At 62.0% G+C, this 22,263-nt stretch carries 17 protein-coding genes and 2 pseudogenes; 18 read left to right on the forward strand and 1 reads right to left on the reverse strand.

What is annotated here, in order from left to right; translation table 11 throughout:
• Positions 1–324: 324 nt before the first annotated feature.
• A complete protein-coding gene (locus tag E5X34_RS00440) occupies positions 325–1,551 on the reverse strand; it encodes an ROK family transcriptional regulator (RefSeq protein WP_292559609.1) in 1,227 nt (408 codons plus the stop codon).
• Positions 1,552–1,832: 281 nt separating this feature from the next.
• Between E5X34_RS00440 and E5X34_RS00445 the strand changes: the two genes are divergently transcribed.
• The 18 genes and pseudogenes from E5X34_RS00445 to E5X34_RS00530 all read left to right on the forward strand — a co-directional run bounded on the left by E5X34_RS00445 (position 1,833) and on the right by E5X34_RS00530 (position 22,258).
• On the forward strand, positions 1,833–2,270 hold the full coding sequence (locus E5X34_RS00445) for an RbsD/FucU domain-containing protein (protein ID WP_292559611.1): 438 nt from the start codon (positions 1,833–1,835) through the stop codon (positions 2,268–2,270).
• Between the two features lie 126 nt (positions 2,271–2,396).
• Positions 2,397–3,353, forward strand: coding sequence for a substrate-binding domain-containing protein (locus E5X34_RS00450; protein ID WP_292559614.1), 957 nt, complete (start codon positions 2,397–2,399; stop codon positions 3,351–3,353).
• Between the two features lie 155 nt (positions 3,354–3,508).
• Positions 3,509–5,014 (forward strand): sugar ABC transporter ATP-binding protein, encoded by a 1,506-nt coding sequence (locus E5X34_RS00455; protein WP_292560723.1) that lies wholly within the window; start codon positions 3,509–3,511, stop codon positions 5,012–5,014.
• A gap of 23 nt (positions 5,015–5,037) precedes the next feature.
• On the forward strand, positions 5,038–6,069 hold the full coding sequence (locus E5X34_RS00460) for an ABC transporter permease (protein ID WP_127858552.1): 1,032 nt from the start codon (positions 5,038–5,040) through the stop codon (positions 6,067–6,069).
• 103 nt (positions 6,070–6,172) lie between these two features.
• Positions 6,173–6,946 carry a glucose 1-dehydrogenase gene (locus E5X34_RS00465; protein ID WP_292559619.1) on the forward strand — a complete coding sequence of 258 codons (774 nt, stop codon included), beginning with the start codon at positions 6,173–6,175 and terminating at the stop codon, positions 6,944–6,946.
• Between the two features lie 390 nt (positions 6,947–7,336).
• Positions 7,337–8,407, forward strand: coding sequence for an ROK family protein (locus tag E5X34_RS00470; protein WP_292559622.1), 1,071 nt, complete (start codon positions 7,337–7,339; stop codon positions 8,405–8,407).
• Positions 8,408–8,638: 231 nt separating this feature from the next.
• The gene (locus E5X34_RS00475) at positions 8,639–9,718 is read left to right on the forward strand and encodes a Gfo/Idh/MocA family oxidoreductase (RefSeq protein WP_292559625.1); all 1,080 of its coding nucleotides are present in this window, start codon (positions 8,639–8,641) and stop codon (positions 9,716–9,718) included.
• On the forward strand, positions 9,718–10,545 hold the full coding sequence (locus E5X34_RS00480; protein ID WP_292559628.1) for a sugar phosphate isomerase/epimerase: 828 nt from the start codon (positions 9,718–9,720) through the stop codon (positions 10,543–10,545). Before E5X34_RS00475 ends, E5X34_RS00480 begins: the two co-directional genes overlap by 1 nt.
• Entirely contained in the window at positions 10,542–11,360 is an 819-nt protein-coding gene (locus E5X34_RS00485) for an alpha/beta hydrolase (RefSeq protein WP_292559630.1), read from the forward strand. The genes E5X34_RS00480 and E5X34_RS00485 overlap by 4 nt, the downstream gene beginning before the upstream one ends.
• Positions 11,357–12,304: an ROK family protein gene (locus E5X34_RS00490; protein ID WP_292559633.1), complete on the forward strand. Its 948-nt coding sequence runs from the start codon at positions 11,357–11,359 to the stop codon at positions 12,302–12,304. The genes E5X34_RS00485 and E5X34_RS00490 overlap by 4 nt, the downstream gene beginning before the upstream one ends.
• On the forward strand, positions 12,301–13,041 hold the full coding sequence (locus E5X34_RS00495; protein WP_292559636.1) for an ATP-binding cassette domain-containing protein: 741 nt from the start codon (positions 12,301–12,303) through the stop codon (positions 13,039–13,041). The genes E5X34_RS00490 and E5X34_RS00495 overlap by 4 nt, the downstream gene beginning before the upstream one ends.
• An 18-nt stretch (positions 13,042–13,059) precedes the next feature.
• Positions 13,060–14,064, forward strand: coding sequence for an ABC transporter permease (locus E5X34_RS00500; RefSeq protein ID WP_292559639.1), 1,005 nt, complete (start codon positions 13,060–13,062; stop codon positions 14,062–14,064).
• A 78-nt stretch (positions 14,065–14,142) separates the two neighbouring features.
• Positions 14,143–15,150: a sugar-binding protein gene (locus tag E5X34_RS00505; protein ID WP_292559642.1), complete on the forward strand. Its 1,008-nt coding sequence runs from the start codon at positions 14,143–14,145 to the stop codon at positions 15,148–15,150.
• 430 nt (positions 15,151–15,580) lie between these two features.
• Positions 15,581–16,345: pseudogene (locus E5X34_RS00510) on the forward strand (NAD(P)/FAD-dependent oxidoreductase); the annotation flags it as partial.
• A gap of 348 nt (positions 16,346–16,693) precedes the next feature.
• Entirely contained in the window at positions 16,694–17,761 is a 1,068-nt protein-coding gene (locus E5X34_RS00515) for a cyclic nucleotide-gated potassium channel (protein WP_292559645.1), read from the forward strand.
• A gap of 178 nt (positions 17,762–17,939) precedes the next feature.
• Positions 17,940–18,075 (forward strand): annotated as a pseudogene (locus E5X34_RS00520) (ATP-binding protein); the annotation flags it as partial.
• Between the two features lie 462 nt (positions 18,076–18,537).
• Positions 18,538–19,203, forward strand: coding sequence for a hypothetical protein (locus E5X34_RS00525; RefSeq protein ID WP_292559648.1), 666 nt, complete (start codon positions 18,538–18,540; stop codon positions 19,201–19,203).
• Between the two features lie 7 nt (positions 19,204–19,210).
• Complete coding sequence (locus E5X34_RS00530; RefSeq protein ID WP_292559651.1) at positions 19,211–22,258, forward strand: OmpA family protein; 3,048 nt, start codon at positions 19,211–19,213, stop codon at positions 22,256–22,258.
• Positions 22,259–22,263 lie beyond the last annotated feature (5 nt).

Below are 22,263 nucleotides of genomic sequence, written 5' to 3' on the forward strand. Positions count from 1 at the left end.
CAAAGATTGCTCTGGCCCTGCAGATGCTCTGTAGACAAGCCAACAACGCTGAAGTCTCGGTGACGCCCAAGTCAAGGTCACCGACGATGCTCATGTGGTTGGTCGCGCAAGATGATTTCGAGAGGCGATTACCCTGCTTTTTGAGCTTTTCTGCGATGAAGGCCGCCGTGAAGCGTCCGCAGGGAGTGGCCGCGCGACGGCAATTTCCAGTAAAACGAGCAATTCTTACGGGTCTCACGCCAAGTTGTGCGGCTGAGAAAATTTCAGGAGCGACGGCCTGTTGCGTTGATGGCTCGAATGGCGCGTAGGCGTGTCCGACCGCAATTAGCGTTCGCTGTGGGAGCTAGCGATTTCGGCAAATTGGGGCGATCGGCCGACCGGCATTCCATTTCCAATTTGATCCAGTTCAGGAAGCAGGAAAATGCTGTCTCGAAGAGTCCCGGCGGCGCCGACAGCGACGGTGTCGGCTTCAATGCCGGCGATCTTGATGGGCGGCAATGCCAGACCGTGCAGCAAATTGGCTCGCAGAATCGCATCAACCCTCCTCTGGATCCTTGGGAACAACACAGCCAATGGGCCGCCGAGGACGATGCGTGCCGGGTTTAGAATGTGGATAAGATTGAGCAGTCCGATTGAAATCACGTCGGCCCATGTCTCGAGTTTCATTTCCAGGACGCTGCCGTGGTCCCGCTCTGCCGCCAAATCCGCCAGGCCCTCGGCGATCGACTGGCCGTCGGGAAGAAGCGGCAGGAAAGGGCTATAGCCCCCAAGCAGCCCTAGGGTTTGGGATTTGGCATCTTCTGGTCTGACGGAAAGGACCATATGGCCGATTTCGCCAGCAAAACCGCTGGCGCCCTCGGCAACCCGACCATTGCGGATGATCGCCGCACCTATCCCCTCCGAGAGCAACACCACGAGCATGTCTTCCGGCTCGTGGGTGTCTAGCGCGCCAATGGCCGCAGAAAGCGCGACGGCGTCATTGCACACCCGGATCGGCCATGGTGCCCCAAGAGAGCTGGCAACCAGTTGTCCAAGATCGACGTCCTCCCACTCCAGCAGTCTCGCCGAAACCACGACCCCGTCTCGGCCCACGATACCGGGAACGGACACGCCCACACCTCGAACTCGCCTGGTATCGACACCGGCACCAACAACAAGGCGGCGCGCGAGATCGGCGATCGCCTGCGCAACGGTTTCCGGGTCCCTGAAATTCCTGCTGTTGGGAATGGTGATCTTGTTGAGCGCAGCCCCGCTGAAGTCGACGAGCACGCCGGCCAGCCAGGTGCTTGATACGTCGATACCCACGAAGAATGCTCCCTTGGGATTTAGCGCTACGCGTATTCCCGGCCTGCCGACCTTGCCCGCTTCCTGAGGCTCGGTCAGTTCCATGGCCAGATCCGCCTCGAGCAGTACGGCAATGACGTTGCCGGCAGTCGCCCGGGTCAGGCCAAGCTCGCGGGCAACGTCGGCGCGCGAAAGGGGCGAGGCCCTTCGCAAAAGGCGCAGGCACCGCGTCTCATTGACGTGGCGGATGAGGTTGGTGGTTTTCAAGTTTCCTGCCCGCATTTCCATCGTCAATTCGGTGGCGTCTGCCCTGTTAGCGTCAGCCGGCTGGGTGCGTCCAGAGCGATTGGACGTCGCCGGCAGCGTCGCGCTCGCAACGCTTATGCAAATTGCCATTGACGGTCACTAAATCCAATTAGTATAGGTTCAATGCAAATACAAGACATCCGGGTTTATGGGATACTTTTTTGCGTCTCCTGTCAAACCACTGAGCGGCGGAACCCTCGCACGCTTATTGAACAAGAACCCAAATCTGAAAGGACGCTGTCATGCTGAAAGGTATCGATCCAATCCTGTCGCCCGATCTGCTCCATGCTTTGCGGTCCATGGGCCATGGTCATGAAATCGCGATCGTCGATGCCAACTATCCTTGCGACGACGATGCCCATGTCATTCGCCTGGACGGCGTGCTGGGCACTCGGATCCTCGAAGCGGTGCTTTCGGTAATGCCACTTGAAAGCGGCGGTTCCGAAGCAGCCTGTCGCATGATCGTCGAGGGCAACCCCGAAACGGAGCTGCCTATTTTCGGCGAATTCCTGGATATCGTCGCAAGGCATGCCGACCGGCCGCTGTCGCTGGCGCCGATTACCCCCGACGAATTCAAGCAGCGCGCAAAATGCGGCTTCGCGATCGTTCTCAGCGGCGATCGGCGGCTCTACGGAAACATCCTGCTGAAAAAGGGCGTTGTCGCACCGCAGGCTGACTAACCCAGGAGAGGGGCTTGCATTCTCTTTTTTTGCATAATATGTATAGAACATAAACAAATTGGCGAAGATCGTGGGAGGAGAGCATTTGTCCGCGATCCGTGCACAAACCAAGGAGGAGAAATGAAAATGCGCACAAACACCTTCGCGACAACCCTCGCGGTTCTCGGAACGCTGCTGACGCCGGCTCTGTCGTGGGCCGGCGACAAACCCCTGACGATCATGCTTTCCAGCCCGGATCTGGCCTTTCCATTTTCGGTCCACATCATGAAAGAGATGCAGGACGAGGCAGCAAAGCTCGGCAATATCAACGTTGTGGTGAGCGATGGTCAGCGCAACTCCAGCAAACAGAGCGCCGATATCGAGGCGGCTATCGCCAAGGGTGTTGACGGAATCGTGATCAGCCCTAACGACTCCGCGGCGCTTGCGCCGGCAATCCAGGAGGCGATCGATGCCAAGATCCCGGTCGTCACCGTTGATCGCTCGATCGACAGCGTCAAAGGAATCCTCGCTCATGTCGGTGCCGACAATGTCAAGGGCGGCGAGGTGCAGGGCCAGCTCATAATCAAGCTGTTTCCCGGCGGCGCCAGGGTGATGAATCTGCAGGGGCAGCCGGGCACCAGCGCTGCGATCGATCGCAACAAGGGCCTGCACAACGCGCTGGACCCCCTCGCGGCCAAATACAAGTTCGTGTTCGAGGACACGGCCGGATTTGACCGCGCAAAGGGTCTCTCCATGACCGAGTCTGCGCTGGCATCCATGGCGACCCCGCCCGACGCCATCGCCGCGGCAAACGACGATATGGCGCTCGGAGCCCTTGAGGCGCTGAAGGCTCGCGACCTGACCGAGAAGGTGAAATTGATCGGCTTCGATGCTCTGCCGGAATCCCTCGGCAAGGTACGCGATGGCGGCATGACCGGTACCATCGAGCAAATGCCGGGAAAGCAGGGCAGGCAGGCGGTCGATATTCTCGTGGCCTTTGTGCGTGACGGCAAGGCGCCGGATAAGAAGATCACACTGCTCACACCGATCGCTGTGACAAAGGACAACCTCGACGCCGGCGAACGTTTGGGAGAGCTGAAGTAGCTCTTCGTCGCCCGCGCCGCCTGCTATCCTCCAAGGTGATCGCGGGCGAGGGTGAGGCCCGAAGCTCCGGCCTCACCCTCAATGGCGCACGGCATTGCGCCTATTCGAGCTGCTGAATTCGTTTGGATCTCACAATGCGCCAGCCTCTTTTGCAGATGAATGGCATCACCAAGTCGTTTGGCGGCATCTCCGCGCTGAGAGCGGTGGATCTGCGCGTCGGCGCAGGCGAGGTTCACGCTTTGCTGGGTGAAAACGGTGCCGGCAAATCGACCCTGCTCAAGATCCTGTCGGGAGCTCAGTCGCCGGACGCCGGCGAGATAAATCTTCTTGGCGCGAAGGCGACGTTCAACTCGCCGCAGGATGCGCAGCGCAGTGGCATAGCGACAATCTACCAGGAACTCACGCTCGTTCCTGGAATGTCGATTGCGGAGAACATCTTCCTTGGCCGTGAACCTGGACGGGCAAGCTTCGTGGATTGGGGACGCTTGGTCGACGAGGCGCAAGGTCTGATGTCGAAGGTTGGTCTCGAGAAGAACCCACGTATACTGGCTCGCGATCTCTCCGTGGCCGAACAACAATTGGTCGAGATCGCCCGCGCCCTGTCGATGAGGTCGAAACTCATCATCATGGATGAGCCGACAGCGGCGCTCTCAAATGCCGAGGTGGATCGGCTTTTCGACATCGTCAGCGGGTTCCGGGACGAGGGGCTCAGCGTCATATTCGTCACGCACCGCCTGGAAGAGGTCATGCGCGTGTGCGACCGCTTCACCATCCTGCGCGACGGCGCGTTTGTCTGCGAAGGAGACGTCGCCGATACCTCCATAGATGCCATCATCCGTCACATGGTCGGCCGCGAGATCACCGCGATGCAACGGCGCCCGGCGCCGGCCGCGACCGAGAGGGTCGTCCTTCGTGTCGAGAATCTGTCGCGGCGCAGGGGCGCCGAAGGGCTGAATGCCATGGCCTTGCATGACGTCTGTTTCGAGGTTCGACGCGGCGAAATCCTCGGCATCGCCGGGCTGGTGGGCTCCGGTCGCACGGAGACGGCGCGTGCGGTCTTTGGCGCGGATCCGTTCGATTCCGGGAATATCTTTATCGATGGCGTGTCGTTGCGGCCGACATCGCCGCAAGACGCCATCCGAAGAGGCATCGGCCTCGTGCCAGAAGACAGGAAGCAGCAAGCCCTGTTCCTGTCGCAGTCGATCCGTGCAAACCTGACGGTCGCCGCGCAAGACCGGGTTTCCCGGCTGGGTGTCTTCATCGATTCAGGTGCCGAGGACACCCTGATCTCGGAGTATCGGAAACTGCTTCGCATCCGGATGCTGGGGCCGGAGCAGATCGTCTCCGACCTCTCGGGTGGCAACCAGCAGAAGATTGTCCTGGCACGTTGGCTCGCTCTTGGTCCCAAGGTGCTCATCGTGGACGAGCCGACCCGCGGGATCGATGTCGGGGCCAAGGCCGAAGTCCACAATCTGCTGTTTCAAATGGCAAGCACTGGGATCGCCATCGTCGTGATCTCTTCGGAGCTGCCCGAGGTGCTGGCCATCAGCGACCGCATCATCACGATGCGCGAGGGCCGCGTCACCGGCGAGGTGCAAGCGGACGACGCCAATCCAGAAATGCTGATGGCCCTGATGACCGTGGATGCGGTCGCGGCATGAGTGATCAACCAGGGGAGAACGACATGGCGCAAGTGGCAGCGGAGGCACCGGTCCCGAAGCGACAGCAAATTCGGCCGTTCAACGTGGTGGCGCGCTTCGCGCCAGTGCTGTTCCTTGTGGTCCTCATGATCGGCTTCTCGATCCTCGAGCCGCGATTTCTCACGCCGCTGAACCTTTTCAACGTGCTCCGCCAGGTCTCGATCTACGGACTGCTGGCGATAGGAATGACCTTCGTCATCCTCACCGCCGGAATAGACCTTTCGATAGGCTCGATCCTAGCATTGGCAGGGCTTGTCGCGGCGGTGGTAGCTAAGGGCGGCCTAGACAATCGTTTCAGTGTTGGCGATGGATCGGCTGCAACGGGTTTCGGTTGGGAGGTCGCAGCGCTGGCAGCGATAGGCGTAGGCGTCGCGGCAGGATTTGTTCAAGGGCTGGCTATCACCCGGTTCAAGGTGCCGCCTTTCGTAGTGACGCTGGGCGGCATGTCAGCCTTTCGCGGTGCGGCTTTGCTTTTCTCCGGCGGCGGGCCGGTCAGCGGCTTCGACGAAGCATTTGTCTGGTGGGGCCAAGGTAAGCTGGGGCCAGTCCCGGTTCCGGTGCTGATCTTTGTTCTGTTCGCGATCATCGCGCACATAACGTTGAGCTACACGCGCTACGGCCGGCAGATTTATGCAGTTGGCGGAAACCCCGAAGCTGCGCGCCTCGCTGGCCTCAACGTCCAGAAGATTATCCTCAGTGTCTATGTCATCACCGGCTTCTTCGCAGGCCTCGGTGCTTTTGTCCTGGCGGCAAGACTGAACTCGGCTGAGGCCGTGGCAGGTACGGGTTTTGAATTGACTGTCATCGCCTCGGTTGTGATCGGTGGGACCAGCCTTTTTGGGGGCACCGGGACAATATTCGGCACGGTCATCGGCACCGTACTGATCGGTGTCCTGCTCAACGGCCTCGTTCTTCTGGATGTCTCGGCTTACGTCCAGCAGATCATCATCGGGATGATCATCGTTCTGGCGGTCGCGTTCGACACTTTCGTGAAATCACGGCGCCGGATCTTGTGAGGCGATCACGGCGAGCCATCACAACTGGTCGTGTTTTGCCACCTTACCAAAGCCGCATCAGACAACCAGGCGCCGGGAAGCGGCGCTCATTGGAGTACTGACGATGACAAAGAGTTCTCTGCCAAGCTTCGGCCTTCACGGGAAGGTCGTAATGGTGAGCGGCGCCGGGCGCGGTATTGGCCGGGCATGCGCGTTGGCATGCGCCGAGGCGGGAGCTGATATCGTTGCGATCGTTCGTGACGATAATGCCGGAAAAGATTTGACCTCCGCCGTCGAAGCGCTTGGGCGCCGCGCCCTGATCGTCCCGCTGGACATAGCCGAGACCCGACGAATTGAAGACGCCGTGCGCGATGCGGTAGCCCATTTCGGCCAAATCGACATCCTGGTCAACAATATCGGCATTTCGCGGCGAAGCCTGGCGCAATCCGTCAGTGAGGAGGACTTCGATCTGATCCTGGGCACGAACCTCAAGGGTACGTTCTTCCTCACGCAGGCCGTGGCAAGGACAATGATCGAGCGTCGTGCTGGCCGTATTCTCAACATCAGTTCCCAGGCCGGGACCGTCACGCTGCGCGAGGAATCGATCTATTGCATGTCGAAGGCTGCCATCAATCATCTCAGCAGGTGCCTGGCTGCTGAGTGGGGTCCGTTGGGAATTGCTGTGAACAGTATTTCGCCGACCTTTATCTGGACCGACTCGACGCGTCCGTATCTGAGTGACCCCGAGGCGCATCGCCAGACGCTGGCGCACATTCCGCTCGGCCGGATTGGCGAGACGGAAGATGTCGCCGGCGCGGTGGTGTACCTGGCGTCACCTGCGGGCGCTCTCGTCAACGGGGCGAACCTCATGATCGATGGGGGTTGGTCGATCGCATAAGATCAGTGGACTCCACTGTGTTCATTGTCATGAGGCTCGCGACGATCCTCGAAAGACAGCGAGTCGGTCGAAAGTGGTGGTTCCCGTTTCGCCTCGTTAGACTGGCGCGGACGAACTTGTTGCCGAACTGGCGGGTGGCCGCCGTCGGCGCGCAAGCCCGGCCAACCCAATAGCGGCTCTGGTTCAGTATTATATCCTTGCCCACGCGATGGCTGTGCCGACTTTGGACGCTTCCGTGAGAAAACGGCTTTGGGACAGCCCCTTCCGATGGTATTTGCGCTGACCTAACCAAAAGATGCGGCCGTGAGCACGACAAGCCTACTGCGCCATATCAACGCCAGGCGTTGTCTGAGACTGCTGCAAAACGGCCGGCAGCTTTCTCGCGCCGACATGGCTCGGCAGCTGGGCCTGACAAGGGCCACGATCGGCAACGCCATGCGCGTTCTGCTCGATGCCGGCCTGGTCGTCGAGAGTGCCGAAATGTCCCCCGAATCGCGCAAGGGTCGTCCGGGCGTCGGCGTGACGCTCAACCCTTCGGGCGCCTATTTTGTTGGGGTCGATGTCGGCACGCGCTCCTTGACCGGAGTGCTGCTCGACCTGCAGATGAATGTCGTCAGCCGGATCGTCGAGCCGACCGGCCCGCGCTACCGCGACGCCGGGCATATATCGGCAAAGCTGCTCTCGCTGATCGAGAGGCTGCTCAGCGAAAGCCCCACCTTGCAGGATAAGGTGGAGGGCATCGGCATTTCGGTGCCGGGCCTTGTCGGCCGCGACGGCAGCGTGGTGCACGCGCCATTCCTCGAATGGCTCAACTATCCGCTTCAGGCGGAGCTGACGCGGAAGGCGCCGGCCGACTGGTCGGTCATGGTCTGGAACGACGCCTTTGCCTTCGCCAATGCCGAGCTTGCCGCCTCCGCCACGGCGAAGGCCGGCAGTATGCTGGTCGTTCTCCTGGCCGAGGGCATCGGCGGGGCCATCATCGATGACGGCCGCGTCGTGATGGGCGGGCATGGCTATTCCGGCGAAATCGGGCACACCATCGTTTCCGCCGGCGGACGCGTCGATACATTCGAGATGCTGGCCGGGGCCAAGCTTTTCACGCGGCTGTTCGAAGAGGGTCAGCCGGTGGCCGACGGCGTTCAGATGCTGCTTGCAGGCATCGGCAACAAGGAAGTGGACGCCGCGCTCGACGCCTGGGTCAGCGGCCTTTCAGCCGGCCTCGTCAACGCCATTCACCTGCTCGATCCCGGGCGCATCGTCCTCGGCGGCCCGCTGGCTGGCCTCTATCCCAAGCTCAGTCGGCGGATTCAGGCCGACATCAAGCGGCGGCTTCTGGCTGGCTTCGCCATGCCCGAGATCAGGGTGGCGCAGTTCGGCGCCGATGGCGCCGCGATCGGCGCGGCCGCCACTATCCGCGACACGCTTTTCGCTCTGCCGGATCTCGAGACCAACACGCTGTAACGTATTTCACAGCGTTTTTCCGCCACGTTTCGCGCAGCGTCGTATGCGGTCGCGGCCATCTCATTTGCAAACCACATGAACGAGTTAGCGCGGAGAGGGCTACGTCGAGCCGCGCCATCTTCGCGTTTGGTACGACACCGTTGCAGAAATTCTGATCAAGCGCCTTGACGCGAGGCGTTTTGTGATATTTGTTTTTGTATAAGACAAAAACAAATATCAGGGAGTGAGCCTGTGCCCGTCAAGAAAGACGCCCGGTGTCTGCGTGTCGGTATCCTCGGTTGCGGACCGATCTCGCAATTCGCGCATCTGGAATCGGCGCAGAAAGGCAGGAATGTCGTCCTCCAGGCCGTGTGCGATGCCGATGTCGATCTGGCGCGGCGGTTCGGCTCCTTCTACGACGCGATCAGCATCTACAACGACTATGACCGCATGCTCGCCGATCCCGAGATTGAGGCGATCGTCATCGGCATTTCCGACGCCTTCCACGTTCCGGCGGCGATAAAGGCGCTCTCGGCCGGCAAGCATGTCCTCTGCGAAAAGCCGATCGCCATGTCGGTGGAGGAGGCGGAAGAACTGAAAGGCCATGTGGAGCGCACCGGCCTTGTGCTTCAGATCGGCCACATGCTGCGCTTCGATCCGGGCATCCAGGCGGCACATGAGTTCGCCACCGGCGAGATGGGCTCGCTGCTGGCGCTGAAAGCCTGGTACTGCGATTCCACCCACCGCTACACCATGACCGATGCAATTCAGCCCGTGCCGAGAACTGGCGCCAAGGCGCTGAAGCCCGCCGGAGACCAGAAGGCCGATCGCCAGCGCTATTTCATGCTGGCGCATGGCAGCCATCTCGTCGATCTCGCGCGCTATCTGGCGGGGCCGATCAAGTCCGTCCAGGCGCGCCTGCTCGAGCGCTTCGGCGCCTATTGCTGGTTCGTCGACACGGAATTCGAAAACGGCGCGCTCGGCCATCTCGATCTGACGCTGCCGGTCCGGATGGATTGGCACGAGGGCTTCCAGCTTTATGGCGAGAACGGCAGCGCCACCGGCAAGATCTTCAATCCCTGGTACTACAAGTCCAGCGAGGTCGACATCTTTCGCGAAAGCAGCGCGTCCTCCCAGCGCGTGCTTGGCGCCGACGGCCATTTCTACCGCCGCCAGCTCGAAGGCTTCACCGCCGTCGTCCTGAACGGCGCGCCGATGAACGGCGCTTCGATCGAGGACGGCGTCGCCTCCGTCCGCGCCATGGTGGCGATCGGCCAGTCGGTGCGCAGCGGCAAGCCCGTCGATCTGGCGGACGCCTCGGGACCGGTCTGATGTATCCCGCAATCTTTGCCCGGACCTATCCGCTCGGCCCTGTCAACGAGCTGCTCTCGGCAATCGGGGAGGATGGCTACGAAGGCATGCAGCTCAACCTGTCGTGCCTGGGTTTGGCCAGCCTTCCGGACTCCGTCCCTGCCGGTGAGCTGAAAGCGTTTGCCGAGGCTGCCCGCAAGCACGGCCTGGCGATCGCTGGTCTCTCCGGCACCTATAACATGGTCCATCCCGATGCGGCGATGCGCCGTGCGGCCCGCGCCCGCTTCGCCAATGTCGTCGCCGCCGCGCCGCTGCTCGGCGCGCCGATCGTGACGCTGTGCACCGGTTCGCGCAACGCCGACGACATGTGGGCAGCCCACCCCGACAACGCCTCGCCGTCCGCATGGACCGATCTGCGCGCCGAGCTCGACGCGGCGCTCGAGCTTGCCGAAAAGCACGATATCCGGCTCGGTATCGAGCCCGAGCCTGGCAACGTCGTCGCCAATGCCGTTCTCGCGGGGTGGATCCTCGACGAGGTCAGGAGCCCGCGCCTTGGCATCATCCTCGATGCCGCCAATCTCGTCGGCGACAGGCTGAGCAACCAGGCCCGCGTCATGGAAGAGGCGGTGGACCTGCTCGGCGAGCACATCATCCTGGCGCATGCCAAGGACGTCGACCGGGCCGGCAAGGTGGTTGCCACCGGGGCCGGCGCCGTCGACCTCCATCGGTTCCTGCGGCTCTTGCGTTCATGCGGCTACGACCAGGCGGTCGTCGCGCACGGCTTCGAGCACAAGGATGCGGCAGCGTCTGGCGCGGCCCTGCGCATGCTTCTTGGGGACGTCTCGTGACCGCCGGTACCTTCACCACCGTTGACGGCTGCGCTCTGACCTTCGATGTCGTGGGCAAAGGGCAGCCGGTGCTGTGGCAGCACGGGCTCGGCGCGCCTCTCGACCAGCCGGTCGAAGTGTTCCCGCAAGACAGCGGCCTGCAGCGCATCACGTTGATGTGCCGGGGCCATGGCGCCTCCGCGCTTGGCGATCCGTCGCGCCTCTCGATCTCGCAACTCGCCGACGATGCCCTGGCGTTGCTCGACCATCTCGGCATCGAACAGGCAGCGGTCGGCGGCATCTCATTGGGCGCGGCGATCGCGCTGCGGCTGGCAAGCCTCAACGCCGTGCGCGTTACCAAGCTGGTGCTGGCGCGGCCTGCCTGGGTGGATGCACCTTCCATCGCGCGCCAGCACGGCTATCGCGTCGCCGCGCAGTATCTCGAAACATACGGCGCCGAAGAAGGTGCGGAGCGTTTTCGCGCCTCGCCGGAGTTCCTCGAGGTCAAGGCGGCCTCGCCGGACAACGCGGCTTCGCTGATCGGTTTCTTCAAGCGCCCGCGGCCCGACACCACGATCGCGCTTCTCTCGCGTATTCCGCTCGACTGGCCGGGCGTGAACCGCGCCCAAATCGCGAGGATCCGGCGGCCAGCGCTCATCATCGGCAATGATCAGGACTACGTCCACCCGCTGGCCTATGCGCGTGAGTTGGCCGACCTCATTCCCGGCGCCCGGCTGTGCGAGATCACGTCGAAGACGATCGACCGCGCGGCCTATGTCGCCGAGTTTCGCAACGCCTTGGCAAGCTTCCTCCCGGACGTTGGGGGCGATCGATGATCCGCTCGATCCTGGTCGTCGATGTCGGCGGCACCTCGGTCAAGTGCGGCATGGTCGTGGACCGTGTTCCGCAGGCCGGCGAGCGGCTCTTCCCGTCCGCCTTGCTGCGCAACGCCGATCCGGTCGGCAGCTTCGCCAGGCTCGTCACGGAGTTCTGCGCCGAGGCGGGTCTCACCCCGGACCTGATGGTCTCGACTGTCCCTGGCTTCATCGATACCGACGGCGACCGCGTGCTCTTCGCGGGCAACGTGCCGGAGCTCAACGGCCATCGTCTGGCGAGCGAGCTTGGCGAACTCCTCGGCTTCCCCGTCATCATAGAACGCGACTCCGTGCTGATGCTGGCAGGCGAAGTGATCGCGGGTGCCGCCAAAGGGTCTGACAGCGTGCTCGGCCTGTTCTTCGGCACCGGCGTCGGCGGCGCCTTCGTGCAGGGCGGCGAAGCGTTTCGCGGCGGCGGCTGGGCGCTGGAGATCGGCCATATGCCGTTCGGCAATGAGGGCCGGACGCTGGAGGGGCTGCGCACCGACTGCCTGGAAACCTACGTTTCCGGCCGCGCCCTGGAAGTGATTGCCGAGAGATACGGCGTTCCCGTCACCGAGCTTTTTGTTCAGTCCCTGCGCATCCCGGGGCTTGGCGCCGACATTGACCGGTTCGTGCGCGATCAGGCGCTCGCCGTCGGCACGGCGGTGGCGCTGTTTTCACCGGCCACGATCGTGCTCGGGGGAGGGGTCTGCACGACCGATGCATTCCCTCGCCGGCAATTGGAAGAACAGGTGGCGCTCCGGTCGCCCTTCGCCGAGACGGGTCGCCCAATGGATCTGCGCTGGGCCGAGCTCGGCTGGCGGGCCGTCCTCTATGGCGGCCTCAAGGCCGCCGACGACTATTCCGCAGGCCGATCGATACCGGCATCCGAAGCGAAGCAAGAACGGGAATCCCTGTCATGAGCCTGTTGGAGCTGAAGAACATCTCACGCCAGTTCGGCGCCATCCACGCAGTCGAGGACGTATCGTTCCAGATCGAGCCGGGCGAGATCGTCGGCCTGATGGGCGACAACGGTGCCGGCAAGTCGACGCTGGTCAAGATGATCGCCGGCAACTTCCCGGCCTCGTCCGGCAGGATGGTCTTCGACGGCAATGAAGTTCAGTTCAACCAGCCTTCGGACGCCCGTCGGGCCGGCATCGAGATCGTCTACCAGGATCTGGCGCTCTGCGACAACCTGAGCGCAGCCGCCAATGTCTTCCTCGGCCGCGAGATCATGCGCTCGGTCGGCCCGTTCAAATTCCTCGACCACCGCAAGATGCGTGAGCGCGCCGCCGAGCTGTTTCGCGAGCTGCAATCTGAAACGCGGCCGCGCGACGTGGTCAAGCGCATGTCGGGCGGCCAGCGCCAGGCGGTCGCGATCGCACGCACCCGCCTGGCCGACGCCAAGCTGGTGCTGATGGACGAGCCGACCGCCGCGATTTCGGTGCGCCAGGTCGCAGAGGTGCTGGCGCTGATAAAGCGCCTCAAGGAGCGCGGCGTCGCCGTCATCCTGATCTCGCACCGCATGCCCGACGTGTTCGGCGTCTGTGAGCGCATCATGGTGCTGCGGCGCGGCCACCTCGTCGCCAACAAGCTCGCTTCGACCAGCTCGCCCGAGGAAATCACCGCCTTGATCGTCGGCGCCAAGGCTGCGGCCTGAGGCAAAGGGGAGGAAGAGATGAACAAGTCTCCGGACGCCAGCAACCTGGATTCGGTCTTCAACCTGTCGGAACGCAGCAAGCTCGGCGAGATGCTGCGCAGCCAGGAATTCTGGATCGTCGTCGCAGTGCTGATAATCGGCGCTGTGGTCGGCATGATTGCGCCGCGATTCCTGACCTCCGCCAACATGGCCAACATCCTGCAGAATTTCTGCTTCACGGCGCTGATGGCGATCGGCATGACGCCGGTGATCATGACCGGCGGCATCGACATCTCCGTCGGCTCCACGCTCGGCCTGACCGGCGTGCTGCTCGGCCTGTTCTGCGCCAGCGGTTATCCTTTCGCCGTCGTCGTGCTGTTCGTGCTTCTCGTCGGCGCGTTCGTCGGCATCGTCAACGGCGCTCTGGTCTCATACCTGAAGCTGCCGCCCTTCATCGTCACGCTCGGCATGATGAGCCTGGTGCGTTCCCAGACGCTGGTCGTCACCAACAACCAGGTGGTCTACGATTTTGGCAAGGCCGGCGACACGCTTCTTGCGCTGGGCAGCGGCTCCTTCCTCGGCGTGCCGAACGTGCTATGGGCCGTGATCGTCTCGGCCGTCGTCATGCAGTGGCTCTTGTCGATGACCAAATGGGGCCGATACGTGCGCGCCATCGGCGGCAATGAGAACGCCGCGCGTCTTTCCGGCATCCCGGTCGATCGCGTCAAGGTTTCGACCTACGCGCTCCTCGGCGCCATGACCGGCATGACCGCAATCTTCCTCGTCGGCTGGATGGGGGCCGCCACCAACGCACTCGGCCAGGGCCAAGAACTGCAGGTCATCGCTGCGACCGTCATTGGCGGCGCCAACCTGCTCGGTGGCTTCGGCACTTCGTTCGGTGCCGTCATCGGATCGGTGCTGATCGAAGTGATCCGCAACGCCCTGCTGCTCGCCGGCGTGAACCCTTTCTGGCAGGGCACCTTCGTCGGCCTCTTCATCCTGTTCGCGGTACTGCTCGAACGGTTCCGCTCCACCCGCGCCTAGAGCCAGTTCGGGCAGGCAACTCGCCTGCCCGGAAGGTTCGCGCATTTTCGTGCACATAACATCAGAGAGGAGAAAACCATGAGAAGCATCGACAGATTGACCGCCCGAATGGGCGCGACCATGATCGCGGCGGTGTTCGCCGCGGGCATCCACTCGGCGCCGGCTTCGGCCGAGACCTATGCGGTGATCGTCAAGACGGTGAACGACGTCTTCAGCGCTCCGGTGAAGGAGGGTTGCGAGAAGGCCGCCAAGGATCTCGGCGTCGAGTGCTACTATATCGGTCCGTCCGAGGTGAACGAGGCGCAGCAGCTTCAGGTCATCAACGACGTGCTGACCAAGGGCGTCGACGGCATCGCGGTGTCCGCGACCAATCCGAAATCCGTGGCCAGGCTGCTGGAGAAGGCGAAGGCCGCCGGTATCCCGATCGTCACCTTCGACGGCGACCTGCTGAAGGAAGATGCCGGCCTGCGCTCGACCTTCATCGGCACCGACAACTACAATTTCGGGGTCGAGCTGGCGAAGAAGGTCGTCCAATACAAGCCGAAGGGCGGCACGGTCTGTATCCAAACCGGCACGGCCGGCTCGCTCAACCTCGATCTGCGTGTCCAGGGTATCCGCGACACGCTGGCCAACGTCACCAAGGACAAGCCCGTGAAACGTCTGGCCGGCGAGAACGGCTGGACCGAGGTCGACGGCTGCCCGATCTACAACAATGACAACATCAGCCTCGCCGCCCAGCAGATGAACGACGTGCTGGTGGCCAATCCCAAGCTCGATGCCTTCGTCGCCGTCGGCGGCTGGGCGCAATACGCGCCGTCGGCCTACCGGCAGGCGGTCGGGCGCGTGAAGGACCGCGTCGATTCCAAGGACCTCGTTATCTCCTTCGGTGACGCCTTCGCGCCGCAGCTGCCGCTGCTCAAGGACGGGCTTGCCCACTACCTCGTCGGCCAGAGCCCGTACAATATGGGCTACAAGTCGATCGAGGCTTTGCACGACCTGAAGCAGGGCAAGACGGTGCCGCCCTATATCGACACCGGCTTCGTGAAGTGCACGCCCGACATGGCGGACACCTGCGGCAAGAACTGACAAAACCGGCTTGGTGGGAGTTTCTCGCTCTCACCAAGCCCCGGGCGTAGGTACTTGTGAGCAAGGGGGCGGGAGAACCGACTGCCATCGCTACATAGCGGATACTTCGCGGGCTGCCTCCGATGCGTCGAGCCCAAGGCGGCTTTCGCGATCGAGCGCAGAAATCCAATGATGGTGTTGCACTATCTCTCTTTCCGCAAACAGGAGTCGGATCGGGCGAGCGACAAAATGCCGGACAAAGCCGCCCGGGGTCTCGTCGCGAGTATCACCGACGCTCTTGAAACCGTTCAAGCTGGACCGCTTGGTGGCAAACGACGCCAAGAAAAGGGTTCAGAACAGCCTTCAGGGAAACTTTGGTTTAATTTTCGCTGCTTGGAGCGGCAATTTTCGGGGCATTCGATTGCTGGCGTCGCCGTTTCGCCCCTCTTTCGTGGCCCGCGCCTACAACCAGGCGCAGAAGTTCGGCGTTGAGATGGTGATACCCGACCAGGTGCATCATCTCGGCCTAGAGCGGGACGGCGATGGCTCAACCTACAGTCTCGCTGTCGGCGATGGTGAGCGAGTGCGTGCACGCTCCGTGGTCATCGCGAGCGGCGCACGCTACCGCAGGCTGGATCTGGCCAATATCACCCAGTTCGAGGGGGGGATCGGTGCATTATTGGGCCTCGTCCATCGAGGCGCGTCTTTGCGAAGGTCAGGAGATCGCGCTGGTGGGCGCCGGCAACTCCGCCGGCCAGGCCGCAGTGTATCTTGCAGGTCAGGTCGAAAAGGTCTGGCTGATCGTTCGCGGCGCCAGCCTCGCCGCATCGATGTCGAAATATCTGATTGAGCGCATCGAGGCGCAACCGAACATAAAGGTGGTACTGCGCACGGAAGTGACCGGGCTTCACGGCGGCGAAAATCTGACCAACGTAAGCTGGCGGAATGCCGACACGGGCGAAGAGACCATGCGCCGGATATGCCATCTCTTCCTGCTGGTCGGCGCCGATCCGAATGCGGACTGGCTTGCCGGCTGCGAGCCATCCTCTGGAGACGAGTCTGCCTGGAACCTTCGCGATAGGAGACGTCCGAGCCGGCTCGGTCAAGCGCGTAGCGTCAGCCGTCGGAGAAGGCGCGCCAGGTCGTTGCCGCCATTCACGAATTTTTGGCGAAGGCGCATCGACAAAGGCACAGGGAGGTAACCGGTGCCATTTGAATGTCGCCACGCGGAGCAGATCGGGGATGTGACACCAAATGCCCTTGGCTGCGAGGTTTGCCTCAAGTCCGGCTCGCGGTGGGTTCATCTTCGCCTGTGCCGGACCTGCGGTAACGTCGGTTGCTGTGTTCTGTAATCAAAGCGGACGCCGCGGACATTGTCGGTCAGAAGGCGGTCGCGCAGACAATTGTCCGGACCGGTCATTCTTGTTGGTCGTGTCCGCTTGCGAAGCAATGCACGACATTTGAGTTCACCGTTGGTGATGCACATCGCAGCGACCACACGCACCTTTGCGCTTGCCTTGAAGGCATTCTATTTTGGCGAATTATAGCCGCTCGTGGACATGGAATGTCGGTACTGCCTTTCTTACGAATCTACGCGCCGCTCAACGCGGTACTGGCTGCGCCTGGGCTTCTGGCGGTGGCTGCGCTCACGATGCCGGACATGTCCGGACGAAGCAGAGTGGCTCTGGCTGCCCTGCTCGCCGTCATTTGGGCCGCCTATCTCCTGCAAATGGTCGCGACGCTGCTCGGGCGCCGGGAAGGAGACGTTCGGAATAGGACGCCGGCAATCGCCATCGATGTGCTTGCGGTTTTGGTTCCACTCGCGGCATTTCTGCTCGTCGGCACACCCGACCGGAGTCTCTACTGTGCTGTCTGGCTGCTGAAACCGCTGCGCGACTCGACTTTTTTCCCAGTGCTGGGCAGAGTTCTGGCCAACGAAGCGCGCAATCTGATCGGCGTCACCACGCTCTTCGGCGTCGTTCTGTTCGGCGTCGCGCTCGCGGGCTATGTCATCGAGCGCGGCATCCAGCCGGAAAAGTTCGGCAGCATCCCCCAGGCAATGTGGTGGGCGGTGGTCACGCTGTCTACCACCGGCTATGGCGACGCTATTCCGCAAAGCTTCGCCGGCCGCGTCCTTTCCGGGGCCGTCATGATGAGTGGCATCGGCATCTTCGCGCTCTGGGCCGGCATTCTTGCCACCGGCTTCTATCAAGAAGTCCGTCGCGGTGATTTCGTCCGTAATTGGCAAATGGTCGCTGCCGTGCCGTTGTTTCAGAAGCTCGGCCCGGCCATGCTGGTCGAGATCGTGCGCGCGTTGAGACCCCGCACGGTGCCGGCGGGCGCCGTGATCTGCCGCATTAGCGAGCCCGGTGATCAGATGTTCTTCGTCGTGGAGGGCCGCGTCAGCGTCGCGACGCCGAATCCGGTGGAGCTTGGCCCCGGCGCCTTCTTCGGCGAGATGGCGCTGATCACCGGGGAACCTCGCATGGCGACCGTCAGCGCCGCAACGGCGGTCTCACTCCTGTCGCTGCACTCGGCGGATTTCCAGATGCTGTGCGGCAGCAGCCCGGAGATCGCGGAAATCATCCGCAAGACCGCCCTGGAGCGGCGCGGCACGGCGCCGATGGCTTGACCGTACTAGGTGCGCGGTTCCGGACTGTGTATCATCTCCGCCCAAGATCGCCGCAGACGGCGCCCCTTGTGTGCTCGTAATGTTGTTGCGCTGCGCAAATCTGTAATTGTCTGGACTGATCTCGCTCGCGGGCTGATCGCAAGGCCGGGCGAACCGGGATCCGGAGCTTGAGGCGACGGTGGCGCGGGTTCGCACGGTAAGCTTTCCTGGGCGTCGAGGCCGTGCCGGTCGATGTCCAGGGGATAATCGTGCCGGGCAAGGTCGCCATGCAGATCGTCAGCCTTCCGAACAAGGCGGTGGCCGAAAGCCGCGAGAATCGCACAGTGCCGGAACTCTTCTGCTGTGATCGAGGCGCGCATCGCCGGACAAATGGTGAACGCCTTGCCTATGACAGGGCCAGTTATAGCTTGCGAACCCGTATGATCCAGTTGGAGTGGGTTACGCTTATGGAAACCAGTGTCTCCTGCTCGGCGGGACAGCACTCCCGTCGCACTAATGGCCCGTTGCTTCTGTGTCCGCACCACGGCAGCGGACCACAAAGAGCCGATCACGCCTTCCATTCTGTGACCTTGGCGAGGATGAGGTCGCCTGCCCGAGTTAACCAAAGGCGCAAGCGGTACCGAGAGCGACGCAATCGGCGCATTTGCTACCATTCCAAGAGGCGAACAAGAACGGACGGATTGGCTAGGCCAAGGAGATTCCGCCTTGCAGGCCTGGTATTTGTCTGACATAATTTACCATCTGCTAATGTTGTGTGGGGTAATCGGGGTTTAGAGATGGCGAAGGAATCTTCGAGTGCCGCTTCTTCGGCAAATAAAGCTGATGCAAATCTGATAGGTAATTCAGAGGGAAACGGGCTGAACTTCATGGCCTCCCAGGCTCGCGAGGGCGGGCCAGGCGGTGACGCTCCAGGTGTCGACAAGATACGCGATCTTTTGTTCGGCAATCAGATGCAGGACTATGATCGCCGCTTCTCCAAGCTTGAGGAACGGTTCCTGCAGCGATTCAAGGATGTCGAATCCGAAACCAAGCGCAATCTTGAAACCTACGAGTCGAATGCCAAGAAGCAGGTTGACTCGCTGGCGACGCAGTTGCGCAACGAAAAGGACGCGCGCGCCGAGGCCGACAAGGAGATGGACCGCAATCTTCGCGATCAAAACCAGGCGCTCGAAAAGCAGGTGCGCGCCTTGTCGGATCAATTGAGCGAACTCGAGCGCGAATTCGCGGATCGCATGAGCAGAAGCGACCATTTGCTGCGCGAGGAAATCAAGCAGAAGAACGAAAGCGCTCAAATGCTGATGGAGAAGATCTTTTCCGATCTCAGCAACGTCAAGACCGACCGCAACCTTCTGGCCGGCCTGTTCGTCGAGGTCGCGAAATGTCTCAACCAGGATCCCGTCGGCAGCAAGAGCAATTCGGAGCGTGGCTGGAAAGTGAGTTGATCGGAACTTGACGTCGAGCGTCGAACCAATCAGCCTATCCCAAAGACAAGCTTCGAACGATACCGGTATTGATCGCGAGGCTTTGGCCCGCCTTTTGGTGGAAATTGCCCGGAACGTCGATCCGGACAATCATGCCCTTTACGAAGGCGTTCCAGCCGCCGACCATCGGCTGGAAAGGCTCCGCCAACTGCTCGTCGGCGGCGAAATCTCTGAGCTGGCACGCGTTACGCACCTGCTCGACGAACCCGAGCAGCTTGCCGCCGCGGTGGGCAACGTTCTGCCCGAAGCAACCGCGCGCGCGTCCCATGCGCAACTCGGCGAGGCTCTTGCCCCGGCCGTCGAGCGGGCAGCGCAGCGGTCCATCCAGAAGAATCCGAACACGCTAACGGATATATTGTATCCGGTGTTTCTGCCGGCCATTCGCAAGTCGATCGGCGAAAAGATCGACCAGACCTTCCAGTCGTTGAATGAGTCTCTAAGGCATATATTCACGTGGCATGGGTTGAAGTGGAGGTTTGAAGCCTGGCGAACGGGGACAAGCTTCTCGGCAGTCGTTCTCAAGCATTCTCTTGTCTATCGCGTGGAACATGTCTTTCTCATCAGTCGCGCTTCCGGGCTCCTGATTGCACATGTAACTTCTCAAGACGCAACCAGCGAAGACCCTCAACTGATTTCCTCGATGCTGAGCGCGATCCAGGATTTTGTGAAGGACTCTTTCAAAGAGAAAGAAAACAGCGGCCTCGACACCATCCGGTTCGGGGAACTTCGCCTCTGGTCGGAAGTCGGACAGTTTGCGACCCTGGTTGCGGTGATCCGGGGAAATCCCCCGGAGGAACTGCATGAAGTCATCCGCGATGTACTGCTTCGCATCCATCAAGAATCGTCGCGGGCCCTGGAGCGGTTCGACGGCGACAGTTCCCAGTTGCCCGGCGTGGAGACGCAGTTGCAGACCTGCGTCGAGCTGCAGCACATGGATTCGAAAGAGGGATTTCCGTGGCTGGTGGTGACGGCGGTCCTGCTGGTTTTGATCGTGGCGGGCGGCTGGTTCTTTCTGTCCTGGCAATCCGCACACCGCTGGCAGACCTACCTGTCGCGGCTGGCGGCCCAGCCGGGCATCGTCGTTTCGGACCAAAAAATCCGTGGCGGCGACTTCTATGTCGCCGGCCTGAGAGACCCGCTCGCCGCGGACCCGCGGTCTCTGCTGCCGGGAACGGACGTCGATCCCGCCCGCGTTCATTCAAACTGGCAGTTCTATCAGAGCTTCGAGCCGCAGTTCGTGCTGAAGCGGCTGTCGGCGTCGCTGGCGCCTCCGGATTCGGTACGGCTCTCGGTTGTCGATGGTCGCATCGTCGCCGAGGGTGAGGCGACAACCACGTGGATCAATCGGGCGCGGGCCGCTGCCCAGCAGCTTTCGGCAGGCGGCCCGGTCTTCGACATCTCCCGGGTCCGCGATGTGAGCGCCGAGGACCGCTGGCAGGCCTATGTGTCGCGACTGCAGACCCAGCCTGGCATCATCGTCGCCGATCAGAATGTGCGCGACGGCCAATTCTATATTACCGGTCTGAGAGACCCGCTTGCCGCCGACCCGCAGTCGCTTTTGGCCGAAACGCAGGTCGATCCCGCGCGTGTGCATGCAAGCTGGCAATTCTACCAGAGCCTTGAGCCGCAGTTCGTGCTGAAGCGGCTGACGGCGTCGCTCACGCCACCGGATTCGGTGCGGCTTTCAGTCGCCAATGATCGCATCGTTGCCGCAGGCGAGGCTACTACCGCGTGGATCAACCGGGCGCGGGCGGCCGCGCAGCAGCTTTCAGCCGGCGGCCCGGTCTTCGACATCTCCGGGGTCCGTGATGTGAGCCCCGAAGAGCGCTGGCAGGCCTACGTGTCGCGACTGGAGACGCAGCCGGGCATCATCGTCGCCCAGCAGAATGTGCGCGATGGCCAATTCTATATTACCGGACTGAGAGACCCGCTTGCCGTCGACCCGCAGTCGCTGCTGTCCGGAACGCAGGTCGATCCCGCGCGCGTTCATGCAAGCTGGCAATTCTATCAGAGCCTCGAGCCGGCGTTCGTGTTGAAGCGGCTGACGGCGTCACTGTATCCGATGGATAAAGTGCGACTTTCGATCGTCGATGGCCGCATCGTTGCCGAGGGTGAGGCTCCCGACACCTGGATAGATCGGGCGCGCGCAGCGGCAAGACAGCTTTCAGAAGGCGGACCGGAGTTCGACATCTCCAAGGTTCGTGATGTGAGCCCCGATGCGCGCGCGGCGGAGCATTGGCAGTATTATGTGTCGCGACTTGAGGCCCAACCGGGAATCATCGTCGCTCAGCAATCGGCGAGGGGCGGACAATTCTACATTTCCGGACTGAGAGATCCTCTTGCCGCCGACCCGCAAGCTCTGCTCTCCGGAACACAGGTCGATCCCGCCCGCGTTCATTCACAGTGGCAGTTCTATCAGAGTCTTGATCCGAAGTTCGTGGTGAAGCGGCTGACGGCCTCGCTGTCCCCGCCGAAATCGGTTCGGCTTTCGATCGTCCAGGGTCGCATCGTTGTCGTGGGCGAGGCACCTGCCGGCTGGATCAGCCGGGCGCAGGCCGCCGCCGACCAACTTTCGGCGGACGGAGTGGTCCTCGATGTCTCGCAGCTGAGCGAGCTGAACCTCGCAGAACTTAATCATTTGAGAGAGGCCATCCAGACGACCGATATTTTCTTCGATTCCGGTAGAGTTGTCCCGGGACCGGAGCAGACGCCGGCGCTCGACAGATTGGCTGATCAGTTGAAGGAATTCGCCGAAAATGCCCGCAAGGCAGGCGTGACAGCGCGGTTCATGCTGACCGGCCATTCGGACACGACGGGCCGTGAGACGGCTAACGCGTCGATCAGCGCCGCCCGCGCCGAGACAGTTCGCGCGCTTCTCAACAAGCGCGGCGTCGCTCCGGAACTGCTCTTGGTTCGGGGCGCCGGCACCTTTGAGCCGGCAGTGCCCGAAAATGAAAATAGCCGAACTGGGAACTCCACCAATCGCCGGGTTTCGGTTACGGTGAACCTGGAGTAGTGCGG

Source organism: Mesorhizobium sp., from assembly GCF_004963255.1.
GTDB lineage: Bacteria > Pseudomonadota > Alphaproteobacteria > Rhizobiales > Rhizobiaceae > Mesorhizobium.

Bases quoted from the DNA above. Each gene is read 5' to 3' on its own strand.
- E5X34_RS00505 (WP_292559642.1), top strand. From the start codon at position 14,143: ATGAGAAGCATCGACAGATTGACCGCCCGAATGGGCGCGACCATGATC.
- E5X34_RS00450 (WP_292559614.1), top strand. From the start codon at position 2,397: ATGCGCACAAACACCTTCGCGACAACCCTCGCGGTTCTCGGAACGCTG.
- E5X34_RS00525 (WP_292559648.1), top strand. From the start codon at position 18,538: ATGGCGAAGGAATCTTCGAGTGCCGCTTCTTCGGCAAATAAAGCTGAT.
- E5X34_RS00515 (WP_292559645.1), top strand. From the start codon at position 16,694: ATGTCGGTACTGCCTTTCTTACGAATCTACGCGCCGCTCAACGCGGTA.
- E5X34_RS00500 (WP_292559639.1), top strand. From the start codon at position 13,060: ATGAACAAGTCTCCGGACGCCAGCAACCTGGATTCGGTCTTCAACCTG.
- E5X34_RS00445 (WP_292559611.1), top strand. From the start codon at position 1,833: ATGCTGAAAGGTATCGATCCAATCCTGTCGCCCGATCTGCTCCATGCT.
- E5X34_RS00470 (WP_292559622.1), top strand. From the start codon at position 7,337: ATGGCTCGGCAGCTGGGCCTGACAAGGGCCACGATCGGCAACGCCATG.
- E5X34_RS00455 (WP_292560723.1), top strand. From the start codon at position 3,509: ATGAATGGCATCACCAAGTCGTTTGGCGGCATCTCCGCGCTGAGAGCG.
- E5X34_RS00480 (WP_292559628.1), top strand. From the start codon at position 9,718: ATGTATCCCGCAATCTTTGCCCGGACCTATCCGCTCGGCCCTGTCAAC.
- E5X34_RS00465 (WP_292559619.1), top strand. From the start codon at position 6,173: ATGACAAAGAGTTCTCTGCCAAGCTTCGGCCTTCACGGGAAGGTCGTA.
- E5X34_RS00490 (WP_292559633.1), top strand. From the start codon at position 11,357: ATGATCCGCTCGATCCTGGTCGTCGATGTCGGCGGCACCTCGGTCAAG.
- E5X34_RS00460 (WP_127858552.1), top strand. From the start codon at position 5,038: ATGGCGCAAGTGGCAGCGGAGGCACCGGTCCCGAAGCGACAGCAAATT.
- E5X34_RS00495 (WP_292559636.1), top strand. From the start codon at position 12,301: ATGAGCCTGTTGGAGCTGAAGAACATCTCACGCCAGTTCGGCGCCATC.